The following is a 15116-nucleotide window of genomic DNA, read 5'->3' on the forward strand; positions in this document are numbered from 1 at the left end:
ACCGCGCTCAGCAGGGCCCCCTCCCTCCGGAGGGGGCCCTGTCGCGTGGCAGGGAGGGGATCTCCTGCGTGTCCGCCGGTGCGGCGCCCCAGCACGGTGAGGCGGCGGGCCGGCCGAGCAGGTAGCCCTGGCCGCAGGCGACGCCGAGGTCGCGCAGCACCGACAGCTCGTCGGGGCGCTCGATGCCCTCCGCGACGACGGTCGAGCCGAGCTCCGAGGCGAACCCCACGAGGGCGCGGGTGACGGCGCGCCGGGCCGGGTCGGCGTCGATGCCGCGCACGAAGGCGATGTCCAGCTTCACGATGTCGGGCGCCAGGTGCAGGACGTGCTGCAGGCTCGCGAACCCCGCCCCCGCGTCGTCGACGGCCAGGCGCACACCCTGCCGCCGCAGGGCCTCGGTGCCGGTGGCCAGGGCCGCGTAGTCCTCCACCGGGTCGTGCTCGGTGACCTCCACGACCAGGCGCCCGGGGTCCGAGGCGAGCAGCAGGCTGCTGAACCAGGGGTCCAGCAGCAGCTGCGACGACGCGTTCAGGCTGAGGTAGACGCCCGCCGGCACGGCGGGCAGCAGCCGCAGCGCCGAGACGACCGCGGCCCGCTCCATGGCCGGGCCGACGCCGGCGGAGCGCGCGTCGGTGAAGACCTGCTCGGGCCGCTGCGGCTGCCCGTCCTCGGTGGTGAACCGGCTGAGCGCCTCGGCGCCGACGACCGCCCCGCTGGCCAGGTCGACGATGGGCTGCAGCACCGTGAGGCGCCCGGCGCCCGCCACGAGCGCGTCCAGGGACGCCAGCCGCAGCTCGTGCTCGGCCCGGCGCAGCTCGCGGTGGTGCAGGACGCCCGCGACGAGCGCGGCGACCACGTTGAGGGCCTCCAGCTGGCGGGCCGACGGGCCGTCGCCGGCGGGCAGCCCCAGGAGGCGGCCGTGCGGTTCACCGTCGGGCCGAACCACCTCGGCCCCGGGCACCCGGTCGAGGTCGGCGCTCGCGAGCAGGTCCCCGGTGGCCTCGGGGGGCAGGGTGCTCGACACCTCGTCCACCACGGCCCTACCGTCGGGGGAGCCGGTGCGCACGAGCACCGCCACGGGGGTGCCGAAGACGTCGCGGGCCAGGTCCAGCAGCTGCGCGACCGCGTCGGCGTCGCCGTCCAGCAAGGTGCCTCCCGCGGGGTGGACGCGTCACCCCGGCGTGGGTGCCGGTGCGACCACGGTCCCCCGCGCGGGGCGGGGTGGCCGTGTGACCTGTCGCCCGACCATGGCAGATGCCGCAGCGGTGGGCAATCCACGCCGTGGCGCGTCCGCTCAGCGCGGGCGGCGGCCCCCGCCGGAACCGTGCCGGCGCATGCGCACGACGGCCACCATGGCCTCGGCGATGATCGCCTGCGACATCTTCGACGTGCCGTGGGTGCGCTCGGTGAAGAGGATCGGCACCTCCCGCACGACGGCCCCGCGCTCGATGGCGGCCAGGGTCGTCTGGATCTGGAAGGCGTACCCGGCGGCGGTCAGGGCGTCGAGGTCGAGCGAGGCCAGCAGCGTCGCCCGCCACGCCTTGAAGCCGCCGGTCAGGTCGGCGACGGGCGCCCGCAGGAGCATCCGCGCGTACGTGTTGGCGCCGCGCGAGAGGGCCTTGCGGTACCAGGGCCAGGCGTCGTCGAGGGCGCCGCCGGGGACGTAGCGCGCGCCCAGGACGAGGTCCGCACCGCCCTGCAGCGCAGCGAGCATGGGCTCCAGCGCCGTGACGGGGTGCGAGCCGTCGGCGTCCATCTGCACGACGACGTCGTAGTCGCCCGACGCGACCGCCGCGGCGAAGCCGGCGCGGTAGGCGGCGCCGAGGCCGTCCTTGGTGGCGCGGGTGAGCAGCCGGACCCGGCCCTCGGGGTGGCGCTGCGCGACCTCGCGCACGACGTCGCCCGTGCCGTCGGGGGAGGAGTCGTCGACGACCAGGGCGTCCGGCGCCACCGGTGAGGCGAGCACCCGCTCGAGCATGCCGGCGATGTTCTCGGCCTCGTTGTAGGTCGGCAGGACGACGACGGTGCGGAGGGCGTTGGCCACAGGAGTCACTCTTGCTGCTCGGGGGTCACCGGTGCACCGGCGGTCGGTCGCGGCACGCTACCCCAACGGGCTGTGCCGCAGCGCCCGCGGACGCCGCAGGGGCCGTCCCACGACGTGGGACGGCCCCTGCGGACGGGAGTGCCGGGCGGTGCGGAGCTCAGCGGCCGAGCTCGGCGCGCAGCGGGCACGTGAACGGGTTGCGGGCCGCCAGCCCGACCTTGTTCAGGTCGGCGATGATGTGGCGGTACGCGCCGAAGAACGTGGTCTGCGTGTACGGGATCTGGTGCTCCGCGCAGAACGCCGCGACGATCGGCTGCACCTTGCGCAGGTTCGGCCGGGGCATGCTCGGGAACAGGTGGTGCTCGATCTGGAAGTTGAGCCCGCCCATGACCAGGTCGATGCCGAACCCGCCGGAGATGTTGCGGGACATGGCGACCTGACGGTTGAGGAAGTTCGCCTTCACGCCCTTGGGCACGATCGGCATCCCCATGTGGTTGGGGGCGAACGCGCCACCCATCGAGACGCCGAACACGGCCAGGTGCACGCCCACGAAGGCGGCGGTGACGGCGGGGCTCGTGAAGGTCAGCAGGAACCCGACGTACAGCGTCCAGTGCACGGCCATCATCGCGAGGTCCACGAAGCGGCGCTTGGGGGCCTTGCGGCCGAGCAGGGTGCGGAAGCTGTCGACGTGCAGGTTGGCGCCGGCGAGCAGCAGCAGCGGCGGGAAGAACCAGCCCTGGCGGCGGGTGAGGAAGGCGTGCAGGCCGCGACGGCCCTCGGCCGCCTCGGTGTGGAAGGACACGACGTCGCTCTCGATGTCGGTGTCGATGCCCTTCTGGTTGGGCGCCTGGTGGTGCTTGTTGTGCTTGCCCATCCACCAGCCGTAGCTGAGGCCCGCGACGAGGCAGGCGAAGACGCGCCCGGTCCACTCGTTGGCGCGGTGCGACGCCCAGATCTGGCGGTGCGCGCCGTCGTGGCCCAGGAAGGCGCCCTGCGTCATGACGAGGGCCAGGGCCCCGGCGAGCAGGAGCGTCCACCAGCTGTTCCCGAGGAGCACGACGCCCGTGACGATGCCCGCCAGCGCCAGCAGCGTGGTGCTGATGCGCACGGCGTAGAAGCCGCGGCGGCGCTGCATGAGGCCCGTCTCCTGGACCAGCGCGACGAGGTCCTTGTACCCGGCGACGGCGCGGTCGCGGGGGCGCGGCGGGACCGCGTCGCGGGGGACGGCGGGGTCGGACGTCAGCGTGGTCACGGTTCGTCTCCTGGTTGAACGATCGTGGCGGGGGAGGCCACCTGGCGGGTGCCGTCATCGGCTGACCCGGGGGCCTCCCTCAGGCTCGCACGCGGACCGCAGGGGGCACATGAGACCGCGGTACGGCCCGGCCGGCGGCCGGCGTACCTCCGGGGTCCGGGTCAGGCGCTCGCGCCCAGGAGGTTCTCGGCCAGGACGAGGGCGGCCACGAGGAGGACGAGGACGGCGAAGGCGCGGCGCAGCCGGGCCTCGGGCACGCGCGCGGCCAGCCGGGCCGCGACCAGCGAGCCCGCCACGGCGGCGGCCGTGAAGGCGACCGTCACGCCCGCGTCGACCTCCGCGTCGCCCGCGTGCGCCGCGAGCCCGGCCGCGGAGTTCAGCGCCACGACGACCAGGGAGGTCGCGACCGCGGTGGGGGCCGGCAGCCCGAGCAGGAGGACCAGGACGGGGACGACGAGGAAGCCGCCGCCGACGCCGAACAGCCCCGTGAGCAGCCCGACGCCGAGGCCCGCGGGCACGGCGCGCGGCAGCGTCCGCCGCCAGTCGAGGCTGCCGTCGGCGCGCACGCACGACGCCGTCCCGGCCCGCGCCGGGGTCAGCATCCGCACGCCCGCCACGACCATGACCGCGGCGAAGCCGACGAGCACCACCGAGGGGGCGAGCACCCGGTTCAGCGCCGCGCCCGCGAACGCCGGGGCGACGCCGGCCGCGGCCAGCAGCGCCGCGAGCCGCCACTGCACGAGCCGCCGGCGGGGCAGCACCGCGGTCACCGAGGAGGTGCCGACGACGAGCAGGGAGGTCAGCACCGCCGAGGCGAGGGGGACGTCGGCGCCGTAGACCAGGGCGGGGACGGCGAGCACCGAGCCTCCGCCGCCGAGCAGGCCCAGGACCAGGCCGATGCCGAGACCGAGCACCACGACGACGGCCACGGGCCCAGTCTGCCGGGAGGCGTGCGCGCCCCGACCGCGCCGGGGTGAGCGGCACCCGGCGCGGAGGACGGGTCGCTATGGTCGTCGGGTCACCCGCGGGTGGCCGGGAGGGCTGTCTGAGCGGCCAAAAGAGGCGGTCTTGAAAACCGCTAGGGCGGTAATCATCCCGTCCTCGGGGGTTCGAATCCCTCGCCCTCCGCCTCGTCCCCCGACCGGGCTCAGGGGTTCGCGCAGGCCGTGAGGCCGAGGGCCCGCAGCGCCATGCCGAGCTCGACGTCGCGCACCGTCCCCGCGCGGGCGGCGGCGGAGTGGGCGCCCCAGCCGCCCACGGCGACGGTGTGCACCTCGAGGTCGATCGACGCGGCGCGGGCGTCCAGCGCGGCGAGGAGGTCGTCGACGGCGGGCCGGGTGTGCGGAGGCACCTCGAGCAGGCGCACCTCCGCGGCGAGCTCCCGCAGCGCGTGCGCGTAGCCGGTCCAGAAGGGCACCTGGACGATCGGGCCGACGTCGCCCTGCGGCACGACCGCGTAGGGCTGCAGCAGGGCGTCGCAGCGCGTCGCGACGCCCCGCAGGCCCTGCGCCCCGGCGGTCGCGGGCGGGTCCTGCGGGGAGGCCGTGGCGGGGGCGAGCCCCAGCGCGGCACCGGCGACGACGAGGAGCAGCGCGCCGAGAGCCAGGTGTTCGCGGGCCCGTCGTCGGCCGGGCGGAGTGCGGCGGCCGAGGACGGCGACGCCGGCGCACAGGACGCCGAGGGTCACGAGGACGACCGCCGAGACCTCCACGTGACCCCCTGGCCTCGTCGTCGGACGGGACGAGTCGGTGGCCGAGCGGTCCCGGGGCCGGTCGGCGGGTACCGCGGGCGCTCGCGGAGCGCAGCGGCGGGGCAGCGCGGGAGGCGCTGTCGGCGGGCCGGAACCAGCCCCCGGCGGGGGAGGGAACGCTACCGCCGCGTCCCGTCCCGCGCCCCCCGGAACCGAGCCTGCGGAACCGTGCTCGCGGAACCGTGCTTGCGGGAGGGCGGGTCAGAGCAGCGCGCGCACGCCGTCGAGGTAGTCGGTGAGGACGCCGGGCTGCGCGTGCAGGACGACGCGGCGGCCGCCGTCCTGCCGGACGAGCGCCGCGGTGTCGACGCCCACGCCGTAGAGCATGAGGCCCACGGCCATCGGCTCGGGGATGAGGTCACCCGGGGCGAGGTGGAGCGCGTCAGCGCGGTCGCGGTCGCTCAGGTCGAACCACCAGTGGTCGAGCGCGTCGCGCTCCACGGCGGCGGCGACGGCGGCGTGCCGGCCTCCGGTCGGCCTCGTCAGAGGTGCGGGCATGTATCGCTCCTCGGTGTCACTCTCAGTTGTGAATGATGCACCCATTGTGCCTCGATCACGCCCGCTGTGGCACATCGCGGCGCCGGCCGGGCAGCGTGTCGCCGCACGACCCGCCGGGACGGGCAGATCGCCCACCTCCCGCCGCCGTCGCTGGACGACCCAGGACGCGGTCCAGGTGGCCGCTGGCGAAGGTCCCGGCCGGGTCCACGGCCTCCCGCACGCGCTGCGCGTCGGCGAAGCGCGGGTACAGGGGAGCCAGGTCCCGCGCCGTGCGGGTGTGCAGCTTGCCCCAGTGCGGTCGGCCCTGCGCGGCGACGAGGACCTCCTCGACACCCGTCAGGTAGTCCACGAAGGGCGCGCCCGCGACCTGCTGGACCGAGAGCCAGGCCGTCGCCCGGCCGTGGCCGGGGGACAGCCACGCGTCCTCGGGCGCGGACACGCGGGCCTCCAGCGGGAACGGCAGCCGCCAGCCGCGGAGGTCGATGAGCCGCCGCACCTCGCGCAGGACCTCGGGCAGGTCGGCGCGCGGCAGCGCGTACTCCATCTCCCGGAAGCGCACCCGGCGCCGCGAGGTGAACACGCCGTGCGAGAGGTCGGTGTAGCGGCGCCGGGACACCGCCCGGGTCGAGAGCCGGTTGATGGTGGGGACGAGGCCCGGCAGCAGCGTCCCGGCCGCGCAGGTCGCCGCGAAGAGCCCGTTGGCGACGACCTCGTCGTCCAGGAGGGCGCGCCAGCGGGGCAGCGGCTCGGCGCCGGCGCTCAGCGGGCGGCGGGTGTTCTCCTTCACCATCGCCGCGCCGGTGTGCGGGAACCAGTAGAACTCGACGTGGTCGGTCGCGGTCATCCGCTGCTCGAAGCCGTCCAGCACGGCGTCCAGCGGCTCGAGGTGCTCGTCGGCGGCCAGCAGGAAGGCCGGCGGGCAGTGCAGCAGGACCTCGGTGACGACCCCGTAGGCCCCGAGCCCGACCAGCGCCGCCGCGAACAGCTCGGGGCGCTCCCGCGGCGAGCACGTCGCGACCGAGCCGTCGGCCAGCACCATCCGCAGCGCCCGCACCCCGCCGGCGAGCGACGGGTGGGCGGCGCCCGTGCCGTGGGTCCCGGTCGCGAGCGCCCCGGCCAGCGTCTGGCGGTCGATGTCCCCGAGGTTGGCCACCGCGAGGCCGTGCCGCAGCAGCGCTGCGGACAGGGCGTCCAGGCGGGTGCCGGCCCCGACGGCGACGAGACCGCGCGCGAGGTCGACCGGGCGCACGGCGTCCAGGTGCGTCAGGCGCAGGCAGACGTCGTCGCCCGCGGCCACGGGGCTGCCCGAGTGCCCGGAGCCCAGCGGCCGGACCGTGCGCCCGGTGGCCGCCGCGCGGGCGACGACCGCCGCGACCTCCGCCTCGTCGCGGGGGACCGCCACCGTCGCGGGAGCCGCCTCGACGGTCCGGCTCCAGTTCCGCCAGCGGGTTCCCGTCACCTCTCCAGTGTGAGTGACGAGGCGGCTGCAGCCGGTGACCCGGGGTCGGGCCACCCGGTCGGCCCAGGCCGGGAGCAGCCCCGTCCCGTCCTACGATGGGCCTCCCAGCAGCAGCAGATCGCAGGAGGTGCGCCGTGGCCGTCGTCGGCCCAGAACTGCCTCCCCAGCGGCGGGCGCGCGCGGTCCGGGCCTTCCGCGCCCTGCCCGCGGAGGACCGTCGCGAGGTCCTCGGCCTCGCCCGCCAGGGCCGCCGGCACCCCGACGAGCGCGTCGCGGCGGTGGCCTGGTGGTACGCGGCCGCGGTGCTGCAGCCCCGCTGGTACAACCGGGTCCCGGTGGTCGTCGCGCCGCTGCTCGCCCTCGCCCTCGTCGTCGTGGCCTTCGCCCTCGACGCCTGGCCGCTCGCGCTGCTGGGCCTCGTGGTCCTGTTCGCGGGCGCCGCCCTCGCTTGGCAGCGCGCCGCGACCGTGCCGGTGCTGCGCCTCATGCGTCCCGTCGACGCCGCTGACTGACCTGAGCGGGTCGCGGACCCTGCAGTCGGGGCCCCGACGTGCCGATCGAACGTCATGGACCCGGCGGTGACGGCTCGCCACGCGCGCCTCCCGCGCGTCCCGGCGCTGCCGGTGCGCGTTGCCGTGCTCCTCGCGGCCCTCCTCGCCACCTGGTGCGCCGCGCAGCTCGCGGCGGGCGACCCGGTCCTGGCGAGCGCGGTCGTGGGCGGCGCCGAGGCCGTCGTCCCGCTGGTCGCGGGTGTGACCATGCTGCGGGCGCGGACCCGCGCGGGCACCCCGCGGTGGATGCGGGCGGTGTGGGCGCTCATGGGCGCGGCCTGCCTCTGGTGGTCCGCCGGGCAGACCGTCTACGCGGCCGGCGACGCCTTCGGCCTGCTGCCGGAGACCGTCCCCGGGCCCTACGACGTCGGGTTCCTGCTCTACACGGCCCTCTCGCTCACCGCCGCCACCCTCTACGCGGGGCGGACCTCGCGGCGCTTCCTCAGCCTGCGCGCGCTGCTGGACGGGATGCTGCTCGCGGGCAGCCTGTTCTCCGTCGTCTGGGTCGCCTGGCTCGCCCACACCACCTCCGACCGGGGCGACTCGCTGGTCGCGCTGCTCCTGCCGCTGGCCTACCCCGTGGGCGACGTCGTCGTCGTGAGCGTCCTGGCGCTGACGATGCTGCGCACCGGGGTCCGGCGCGCGGCCCTGCTGCTGCTGCTCGCCAACGCCGTCATGGCCGTGGCGGACTCGACGTACCTCGTGGGCGTCGCCCAGGACGTCTTCGCGACCGGCGGCATCAGCGACTACCTGTGGATGCTGGCCTTCGGGCTGGGGACGCTCGCCGCGATGGAACCGGTCGGCCGCGCCTTCCCCGTGCTGGAGGCGACCCGCGCCGACGCGGCCGTCGCCCTGCCGTACCTGACCCTGCTGCCGGCCGCCGCCGCCGGCATCGTCCGCCTGTGGTCCACCCCCGACCGCGTCGCGCTCCTGACGCTCGGGGGTCTCGTCGCGCTCGCCCTGGCCCGGCAGTTCGTCGTGCTGCGCGACAACCGGACGCTGCTCGGCGTCAACGAGGCCCAGCGCGAGCAGCTGACGCGGATGGCGCACACCGACCTGCTGACGGGCCTGGCCAACCGCCGGCTGTTCACCGAGCAGCTGACCGCCGCGGCCGCCACGGCCCAGCGGCAGCGGACCTCCCTGACCGTCGCCTTCGTCGACCTCGACCGGTTCAAGGTCGTCAACGACACCCTCGGCCACGCGGCCGGCGACGAGCTCCTGCGCTCGGTCGCCGAGCGCCTCGTGGCCTGCGTGCGCGCCGGCGACTGCGCCTCGCGCTGGGGCGGGGACGAGTTCGCGTTCCTCGTCACCGACCCCGGGGTCGAGGCCGGCGCCGTCGTCGAGCGGCTGCGCGCCGCCATCGCGGCGCCGTTCTCCCTCGGCGGGACCGTGGTCAACGCCTCCGCGAGCATCGGCGCCGTCAGCGAGGTGCCCCTGCCGGGGCGCCCCGTCGAGCAGGTCGTCGACGCCCTGCTGGCCGCGGCCGACGCGGAGATGTACGTGGTCAAGCGCGCGGCGCCCGCCCCGGCGCGCGCCGCGGACGCGCTCGCGCTGGACGGCGTCGACCGCACCTGAGCCCCGGGCGCGCGGGCGGGCGGCGGCGGTGGGCTGCGAGGGTGGCCCGATGAGCGCCGATGACCTGTCGCCCGCCGTCCTGTCGCCTTCCTCCGTGCTGGCCGCCGCCGCGGCGGTCGCCGCCGAGGACGAGGAGCGCGCCGGGGTGGCGATGTTCCTCGCCGTCGGCCCGGTGCAGGCTGCCGCTGAGCAGGCGGGCGGCGCGTCGGCCGACGACGCCCGGCTCGGGGCGGAGGTCGCGGCCGTCTGGGAGGTGCTGGCGGCCGCCGACCCGGAGGTGACCGCGCAGGACGCCCTGGCCGTGCTCGCCGACCTGCGGCTGCGGCCCTCGCCCGCACCCGTCCCCGCCGTCGCCCCCGCCCGCCTCGCCGCGTGGCGCCCCGCGGGCACCGCCGTCCCCCCGCGGGCCGAGCGCGACGCCGAGGCCGTCGCGGTCGCCGACGCGCTGGCCGGCGGCCGGCTGCTGCGGGTGGTCAACTTCCACGACACCCCCGTCTCGCGGCGGGCGGAGCTCGCGGCCGAGTTCGCCTGGTACGCCGAGCGGTTCGACCCGGTGAGCGCCGCGGACGTCCACGCGTTCCTGGACACCGGCCGGTGGGGCAGCGACCGGCCTGGTCTCGTCCCCGCGTTCTACGACGGGTTCGCGAGCGCCGCGCGGGTCGCGGTGCCGCTGTGCGAGGAGTTCGGGTTCACGGGCTGGTTCTACCCGCCGACGGAGTTCCTCGACGTCCCGGCGGACGGGCAGCGCGCCTTCGCCGAGCGCCACGACTACGGCGTCCTGGACGCCGATCCCGGCGGGCGGCTGGCGATGACCTGGGACGAGCTGGCCGACCTCGCCACCCGCCACGAGGTGTGCGGGCACACGGCGACGCACGCACCCTCGGCGGCCGTCGCGTCGGCCGCCGAGGTCGAGCGGGAGGTCCTCGCACCGCTGGCCCGCCTGCGCGAGGTCACGGGCCGGACCCCGGCGAGCTGGGCCTGGCTGGGCGGCACCCCGCACGATCCGGCCCGGCCGGGGGACCGGGCCGTGGCCGGGGCGGGCGTCCGGCTCGTCACGTCGAACGCGGCGCTGCAGCGGCTCGGGTGAGGGCGCTCACTTGAGGCCGCTGCGCGCGATCCCCGCCACGAACTGCCGCTGGGCGACGGCGAAGAGGACCAGCACCGGCAGGATCGACACGAGCGCGCCGGCCATGAGGGCCGGGTAGTCCGTCGTGTACTGCCCCTGCAGGAACGACAGGCCGACGGGCAGCGTGTAGAGCGCCGGGTCGCGCAGCGCCACCAGCGGCCAGGCGAACTCGTTCCAGCGGTACATGAACGTCATGACGACGAGGACCGCGACCAGGGGCCGCGACAGCGGCAGCACGACCGACCACAGCGTCCGCAGCTGCCCGGCCCCGTCGAGCTGCGCGGCCTCGAGGAGCTCGTCGGGCATCGACAGGAAGTACTGCCGGGCCAGGAACACCCCGAAGGCCTCCGCCGAGCGCGGGATGATCACGGCCCAGTAGGAGTTCAGCCAGCCGAGCTGCGCGACCAGGTCGAACTGCGGGACGAGCAGCACCTGGATCGGGATCATCAGCGTCGCGATGATGAGGAAGAACACCACCGAGCGGCCCGGGAACCGGTGCTTGGCCAGGACGTAGCCCGCGAGGACGTCGACGACGACGGTGATGACGACGGCCACGACCGCGATGGCCGCGGAGTTCGCCGTCCACTGCAGCACGGGGAAGTCGACGAGCGCCCGGTGGAACCCGCCGCCGTCCAGCGTCGTCGGGACGAGGCCGACGTCGCCCGCGGCGAGGTCCTCGCGCGGCGACAGGGCCGTGACGACCATCCAGTACAGCGGGAACACCCAGACGAGGGCGAGGACCGCGACGAGGACGAACCGGCGGCCGCGGCTGCGGCGCCGCCGCCGCTCGGGGACCGTCGCCGCCGGGGCGGGCGCGCCCGACGTGCGGGGCCGGGTACCGGTGGTGCTCACGCGTCCTCCTCCGACTCGCGCTGCATCCGCCACCACAGGACGGTGCTGACGAGGACCACGACGAACACGACGACGCCGATCGCGGAGCCGTAGCCCTCGCGGCGGGCGCTGAACCCCTGCCCGTAGGCGTAGGTCACGAGGAGCTCGGTGCCGCCCGCGGGCCCGCCGCCCGTCATGACCCAGACGATGTCGAACACCTGGAACGTCTCGATCACCATGAGGACCGTGACGAAGAACGTCGTCGGCCGCATGAGGGGCCAGAGGACGAAGCGCAGCCGCTGCCAGGGACTGGTGCCGTCGAGCTCCGCGGCCTCGAGGACGTCGCCGTCGACGCCCTGCAGCGCACTGAGGTAGAGCACGACGACGAGCCCGGTCCGCGCCCACAGCAGGACCAGGACGACGGAGACGGCCGCGGCGGGGGCGCTGGACTGCCACGCGGGCGCCGGCAGGCCGAGGCCCGTGAGCGCCCGGTCGACGATGCCCACGTTCTCGTCGAAGATCCAGCGGCCCGTCATCGCGACGACGACGCCGGAGATGACGTACGGCGCGAGGAACAGCGCCCGGAACAGGCCGCGGCCGGGGAGGCGGTCGCGGAGCAGCAGGGCCAGCCCGAGGCCGATCCCGACGCTGACGGGGACGGACACGACGGCCAGCAGGACCGTGTTGAGCGCGGCCTTCCAGAACACGCCGTCGGAGAGCAGGGTGCGGTAGTTCCCCAGCCCGACGAACGTCGCCTGCCCGATGCCCGAGGAGTTCGTCAGCGAGATCCGGACGGCCCCGACGAGCGGGTAGAGGACGAACACCCCGAACAGCACGAGGGCGGGGGCGAGCATGACGTAGGAGGTGACCCACCGCCGCACGTCGGGGGCCCGGCGCCGCACCGGGGGCCGGGGCGCGGTCGCGACGGCGCTCACCGCGTGAGGACGGACTGCACGGCGTCGGTGATCTGCGCCAGCGCCGCGGCGTCCTCGGCGCTGCCGAGAAACACCTCGTCGAGGCGGTCGCGCAGCTGGGCGTTGACCGCGCTGAACGCGGGCACGACGACCTGGTCGACGAGCTGCTCGCGGATCGTCGTCGCCTGCTGGACGTACAGCGGCAGCAGGTCCGGGCGCACGGCGTAGGTCAGCGAGGCCGGGTCGACGTCCTTGCGCGTGGGCAGGACCGTCGCGGTGCTGCAGAACTCGCCCATCTGCTGCGCCTGGGCGCAGTAGGTGAGGAACTCCAGCGCCTGGGCCTTGCGCGGGCTGGCGTCGACGGCGACGAGGGCGTTGCCGCCCAGGTCGGCCGAGGCGTTGACGTCGCGCGGCAGGAACGTCGCGGTGTACTCGAACCCCGCCCCTTCGATCTCCTCGAGGAGGAAGTCGCCCGCGAAGCACATCGCCACGGTCTGGTTGGTGAAGAAGTCGCTCGCGGGCTGCCCGCGCGTGGAGCTGGCCTGCGGCACGAGGCCCTTGCGGAAGAAGTCGCGCGTGTAGGTGAGGGCCTTCAGCGCGCCCGCGTCGTCGGTGGCGGCGCTCGTCAGGTCCTCGCTCAGCAGCCGCCCGCCGGCCTGGTCGACGAAGTTCAGCCAGCGGTAGGCGCCGGCCTTCTGCCAGTTCACGGCGAGGGCGTAGGTGTCGGCGCGACTGGGCTGCACGCGGCCCACGGCGTCGGCGAACTGCTCCCACGACCACGCGGTGTCCAGGGTCGTCGGCAGCGGCCCGAGGCCCGCGGAGGCCACGGCGGCCGTGTTCACGAGCACCATCGAGGTGTCGGTGTGGTGGGGGACGCCGAAGGTGCCGGCGTCGTCGGTGACGGCGGACCAGAAGGCGGGCAGGAACGACGGTTCGAGGGTGGCGGCGTCGGGGAGGTCGGCGAGGACCTTCTGCGTGCGGTACGCGCCGACGTCGGTGTAGCTCACGCGGAACAGGTCCGGCGGGTTGTCGGTGCGCAGCCCGGTGTCCACGGCGGTGAGGATCTCCGAGTAGGGCACGACCTGGACCTTCACCGGCGGGCCGCCCTGGGCGGTGAAGCCGTCAGCGAGGGCCTTGAACGCCTTGGCCTCGGCGTCGCCGGCCCACGTCAGCATCGTCAGCTGCTCGGTGCCACCGCCGCCGCCGCTCTCGCCGGAGCCGGACGAGCCGGTGGAGAAGCCGCTGCAGGCGCTCAGGCCGGCTGCGGTCAGCCCCGCGCCGGCGCCGCCGAGGACGGCGCGGCGGGAGGCCGAGGGCCCGCGGGGGGAGGAGGTCCGGGGACGGGAGGTGCCGTGGTTCGACATCGGGGGCTCCTGGGGTGTGGGGGACCCGGGAGTCGGCCGCTCCGCGGAGGGCCCGTCACGGGCCGTGAACGGTGGCGTCACCGTAGGCACACGCGACGGGGACGGCACCTCGGACGGCAGAGGGGCGGGCAGGGACCGCGACCGGCCCCGCCACGCCCCTCGACGGACTACTTCTCGTAGCTGCGCAGGGCGTTGCCGACGCCGAAGAACGTGGGCGCCCAGTGGCCCACGAAGATGCCCCAGCGGTCGGCGCGGTCCGTGCCCGCGTCCTCGGCCTGGCGCGAGATCGTCCACGCGAGGAAGGACAGCCCGATGCTCGCGAAGCCCGCCGCGTAGGCCCACTCCGCCTTGATGCCGTAGTCGTGGAGAGCCTTGATCACCATGGGATGTCCTCCGGGACGTCGCGGGTCGATCCCGGCCGACGGCCGGGTGATCTCGATGGGACCGCGCCCCGGACGATCTCGCCACTCGGGGCGTGCGGGCACCCCCTGCTGGCACGATGCGCCCGTGACCACCACCCCCGCCGAGCCGCCGTCCGAGCTGGTCTCCGAGGTCCTGTCCGCCGTGCCGCTCGTCGACGGGCACAACGACCTGCCGTTCGCCCTGCGCGCCACGAGGGGGTGCGCCGTCGACGGCTTCCGCACCGGCCTGCCCGATCTGCACACCGACGCGGCGCGGCTGCGGGCCGGGCGGGTGGGCGCCCAGTTCTGGTCGGTGTGGGTGCCGTCCTCGCTGGCCGAGCCGCAGGCCGTGGTCGACACGCTGGAGCAGGTCGACGTCGTGCACCGCCTCGTCGCCGCCCACCCCGACGTCCTCGCCCTGACGTGCACCGCCGACGAGGTCGAGGCCGCCTTCGCCGCCGGCCGCACCGCGTCCCTGCTCGGGGTCGAGGGCGGTCACAGCCTGGCCGGCTCGCTCGGGGTGCTGCGCTGCCTGGCCCGCCTCGGCGTGCGCTACCTGACCCTGACCCACAACGACTCCACGGCGTGGGCGGACTCGGCCACGGGGGAGGTGGTCGTCGGCGGGCTGGACGACGCGGGCCGCGCCGTGGTCGCCGAGCTGAACCGCACCGGTGTCCTCGTGGACCTGTCCCACACGGCGGACTCCACCCAGCGCGCTGCGCTCGCCGCGAGCTCGGCCCCGGTGATCTTCAGCCACTCCTCGGCGAAGGCCGTCACCGACCACCCCCGCAACGTCGCCGACGAGGTGCTGGAGCTCGTGGCCCGCCACGACGGCGTCGTGCAGGTCACCTTCCTGCCCGCGTTCGTCTCCCAGGCCGTCGCCGACCACGGGCGGGAGCTCGCGGCCGAGCGGGCACGCCTCGGCCTGCCCCGCGACGGGTGGGCCTGGCCGCGCGGCCCGCGGCCGGGGGAGAGCGACGAGCAGGCCGCGGCCGCCGTCCCCGCCCCGGCACCCGAGCCGGAGCTCCAGCGGTGGCTGGAGGCGCACCCCGCGCCGGTCGCGACGATCGCCGACGTCGCCGACCACGTCGAGCACGTCCGGGAGGTCGCGGGCGCGGCGCACGTCGGCCTGGGCGGCGACTACGACGGCACCGACGCGCTGCCTGCGGGCCTGGAGGACGTGTCCGGCTACCCGCGGCTGCTCGGGGAGCTCGCGCGGCGCGGCTTCTCCCGCGCCGACCTCGAGGCGCTCACCGGCCGCAACGTCCTGCGGGTGCTGCGGGCGGCCGAGGACGTCGCGACCGAGCCGCTGTGGCCGGGGGCCCGGTCGCGCTGATGGGACCGTCGCGCT

At 75.9% G+C, this 15116-nt stretch carries 15 protein-coding genes and 1 tRNA gene; 5 read left to right on the forward strand and 11 right to left on the reverse strand.

What is annotated here, in order from left to right; all coding sequences use genetic code 11:
* Nucleotides 1–7: 7 nt before the first annotated feature.
* The 4 genes from F1544_RS05390 to F1544_RS05405 all read right to left on the reverse strand — a co-directional run bounded on the left by F1544_RS05390 (nt 8) and on the right by F1544_RS05405 (nt 4225).
* Nucleotides 8–1147 carry an EAL domain-containing protein gene (locus F1544_RS05390; RefSeq protein WP_167583036.1) on the reverse strand — a complete coding sequence of 380 codons (1140 nt, stop codon included), beginning with the start codon at nt 1145–1147 and terminating at the stop codon, nt 8–10.
* 147 nt (nt 1148–1294) lie between these two features.
* Entirely contained in the window at nt 1295–2044 is a 750-nt protein-coding gene (locus tag F1544_RS05395) for a polyprenol monophosphomannose synthase (protein WP_308469883.1), read from the reverse strand.
* A gap of 157 nt (nt 2045–2201) precedes the next feature.
* Nucleotides 2202–3296, reverse strand: coding sequence for a fatty acid desaturase family protein (locus F1544_RS05400; protein ID WP_308469884.1), 1095 nt, complete (start codon nt 3294–3296; stop codon nt 2202–2204).
* A 161-nt stretch (nt 3297–3457) separates the two neighbouring features.
* Nucleotides 3458–4225 carry a sulfite exporter TauE/SafE family protein gene (locus tag F1544_RS05405; protein ID WP_167583043.1) on the reverse strand — a complete coding sequence of 256 codons (768 nt, stop codon included), beginning with the start codon at nt 4223–4225 and terminating at the stop codon, nt 3458–3460.
* A 106-nt stretch (nt 4226–4331) separates the two neighbouring features.
* Between F1544_RS05405 and F1544_RS05410 the strand changes: the two genes are divergently transcribed.
* Nucleotides 4332–4424: transfer RNA gene (locus F1544_RS05410), tRNA-Ser, on the forward strand.
* A gap of 19 nt (nt 4425–4443) precedes the next feature.
* On the opposite strand, the gene F1544_RS05415 is transcribed toward F1544_RS05410, so the two are convergent.
* From F1544_RS05415 to F1544_RS05425, 3 genes are all read right to left on the reverse strand, one after another.
* Nucleotides 4444–5007 carry a hypothetical protein gene (locus tag F1544_RS05415; protein WP_167583046.1) on the reverse strand — a complete coding sequence of 188 codons (564 nt, stop codon included), beginning with the start codon at nt 5005–5007 and terminating at the stop codon, nt 4444–4446.
* Nucleotides 5008–5247: 240 nt separating this feature from the next.
* Nucleotides 5248–5544, reverse strand: coding sequence for a hypothetical protein (locus F1544_RS05420; RefSeq protein ID WP_167583049.1), 297 nt, complete (start codon nt 5542–5544; stop codon nt 5248–5250).
* A 55-nt stretch (nt 5545–5599) separates the two neighbouring features.
* Nucleotides 5600–7003, reverse strand: a complete 1404-nt coding sequence (locus F1544_RS05425) for a D-arabinono-1,4-lactone oxidase (RefSeq protein ID WP_167583052.1) — start codon at nt 7001–7003, stop codon at nt 5600–5602.
* 134 nt (nt 7004–7137) lie between these two features.
* On the opposite strand from F1544_RS05425, the gene F1544_RS05430 reads away from it, so the two are divergent.
* The 3 genes from F1544_RS05430 to F1544_RS05440 all read left to right on the forward strand — a co-directional run bounded on the left by F1544_RS05430 (nt 7138) and on the right by F1544_RS05440 (nt 10216).
* Nucleotides 7138–7515 (forward strand): hypothetical protein, encoded by a 378-nt coding sequence (locus F1544_RS05430; protein ID WP_167583055.1) that lies wholly within the window; start codon nt 7138–7140, stop codon nt 7513–7515.
* A gap of 66 nt (nt 7516–7581) precedes the next feature.
* A complete protein-coding gene (locus F1544_RS26155) occupies nt 7582–9129 on the forward strand; it encodes a GGDEF domain-containing protein (RefSeq protein WP_167583058.1) in 1548 nt (515 codons plus the stop codon).
* 49 nt (nt 9130–9178) lie between these two features.
* Nucleotides 9179–10216 (forward strand): polysaccharide deacetylase family protein, encoded by a 1038-nt coding sequence (locus F1544_RS05440; protein ID WP_167583061.1) that lies wholly within the window; start codon nt 9179–9181, stop codon nt 10214–10216.
* A 6-nt stretch (nt 10217–10222) separates the two neighbouring features.
* Here F1544_RS05440 and F1544_RS05445 read toward each other — a convergent pair whose 3' ends face one another.
* The 4 genes from F1544_RS05445 to F1544_RS05460 form a co-directional block, all read right to left on the reverse strand.
* Complete coding sequence (locus tag F1544_RS05445) at nt 10223–11107, reverse strand: carbohydrate ABC transporter permease (protein ID WP_208971342.1); 885 nt, start codon at nt 11105–11107, stop codon at nt 10223–10225.
* Nucleotides 11104–12021 (reverse strand): carbohydrate ABC transporter permease, encoded by a 918-nt coding sequence (locus tag F1544_RS05450; protein ID WP_208971343.1) that lies wholly within the window; start codon nt 12019–12021, stop codon nt 11104–11106. The genes F1544_RS05445 and F1544_RS05450 overlap by 4 nt, the downstream gene beginning before the upstream one ends.
* Complete coding sequence (locus F1544_RS05455; RefSeq protein WP_167583064.1) at nt 12018–13364, reverse strand: ABC transporter substrate-binding protein; 1347 nt, start codon at nt 13362–13364, stop codon at nt 12018–12020. Before F1544_RS05455 ends, F1544_RS05450 begins: the two co-directional genes overlap by 4 nt.
* 167 nt (nt 13365–13531) lie before the next feature.
* Nucleotides 13532–13747 carry a hypothetical protein gene (locus tag F1544_RS05460; RefSeq protein WP_208971344.1) on the reverse strand — a complete coding sequence of 72 codons (216 nt, stop codon included), beginning with the start codon at nt 13745–13747 and terminating at the stop codon, nt 13532–13534.
* A gap of 124 nt (nt 13748–13871) precedes the next feature.
* Here F1544_RS05460 and F1544_RS05465 point away from each other — a divergent pair, with 124 nt between their 5' ends.
* A complete protein-coding gene (locus F1544_RS05465; protein ID WP_308469885.1) occupies nt 13872–15101 on the forward strand; it encodes a dipeptidase in 1230 nt (409 codons plus the stop codon).
* Nucleotides 15102–15116: the final 15 nt, after the last annotated feature.

Source organism: Kineococcus rubinsiae, assembly GCF_011839805.1.
GTDB lineage: Bacteria > Actinomycetota > Actinomycetes > Actinomycetales > Kineococcaceae > Kineococcus > Kineococcus rubinsiae.

Coding starts and splice junctions, on each gene's coding strand:
- F1544_RS05455 (WP_167583064.1), bottom strand. CDS start 13,364: ATGTCGAACCACGGCACCTCCCGTCCCCGGACCTCCTCCCCCCGCGGG.
- F1544_RS05440 (WP_167583061.1), top strand. CDS start 9,179: ATGAGCGCCGATGACCTGTCGCCCGCCGTCCTGTCGCCTTCCTCCGTG.
- F1544_RS05460 (WP_208971344.1), bottom strand. CDS start 13,747: ATGGTGATCAAGGCTCTCCACGACTACGGCATCAAGGCGGAGTGGGCC.
- F1544_RS05420 (WP_167583049.1), bottom strand. CDS start 5,544: ATGCCCGCACCTCTGACGAGGCCGACCGGAGGCCGGCACGCCGCCGTC.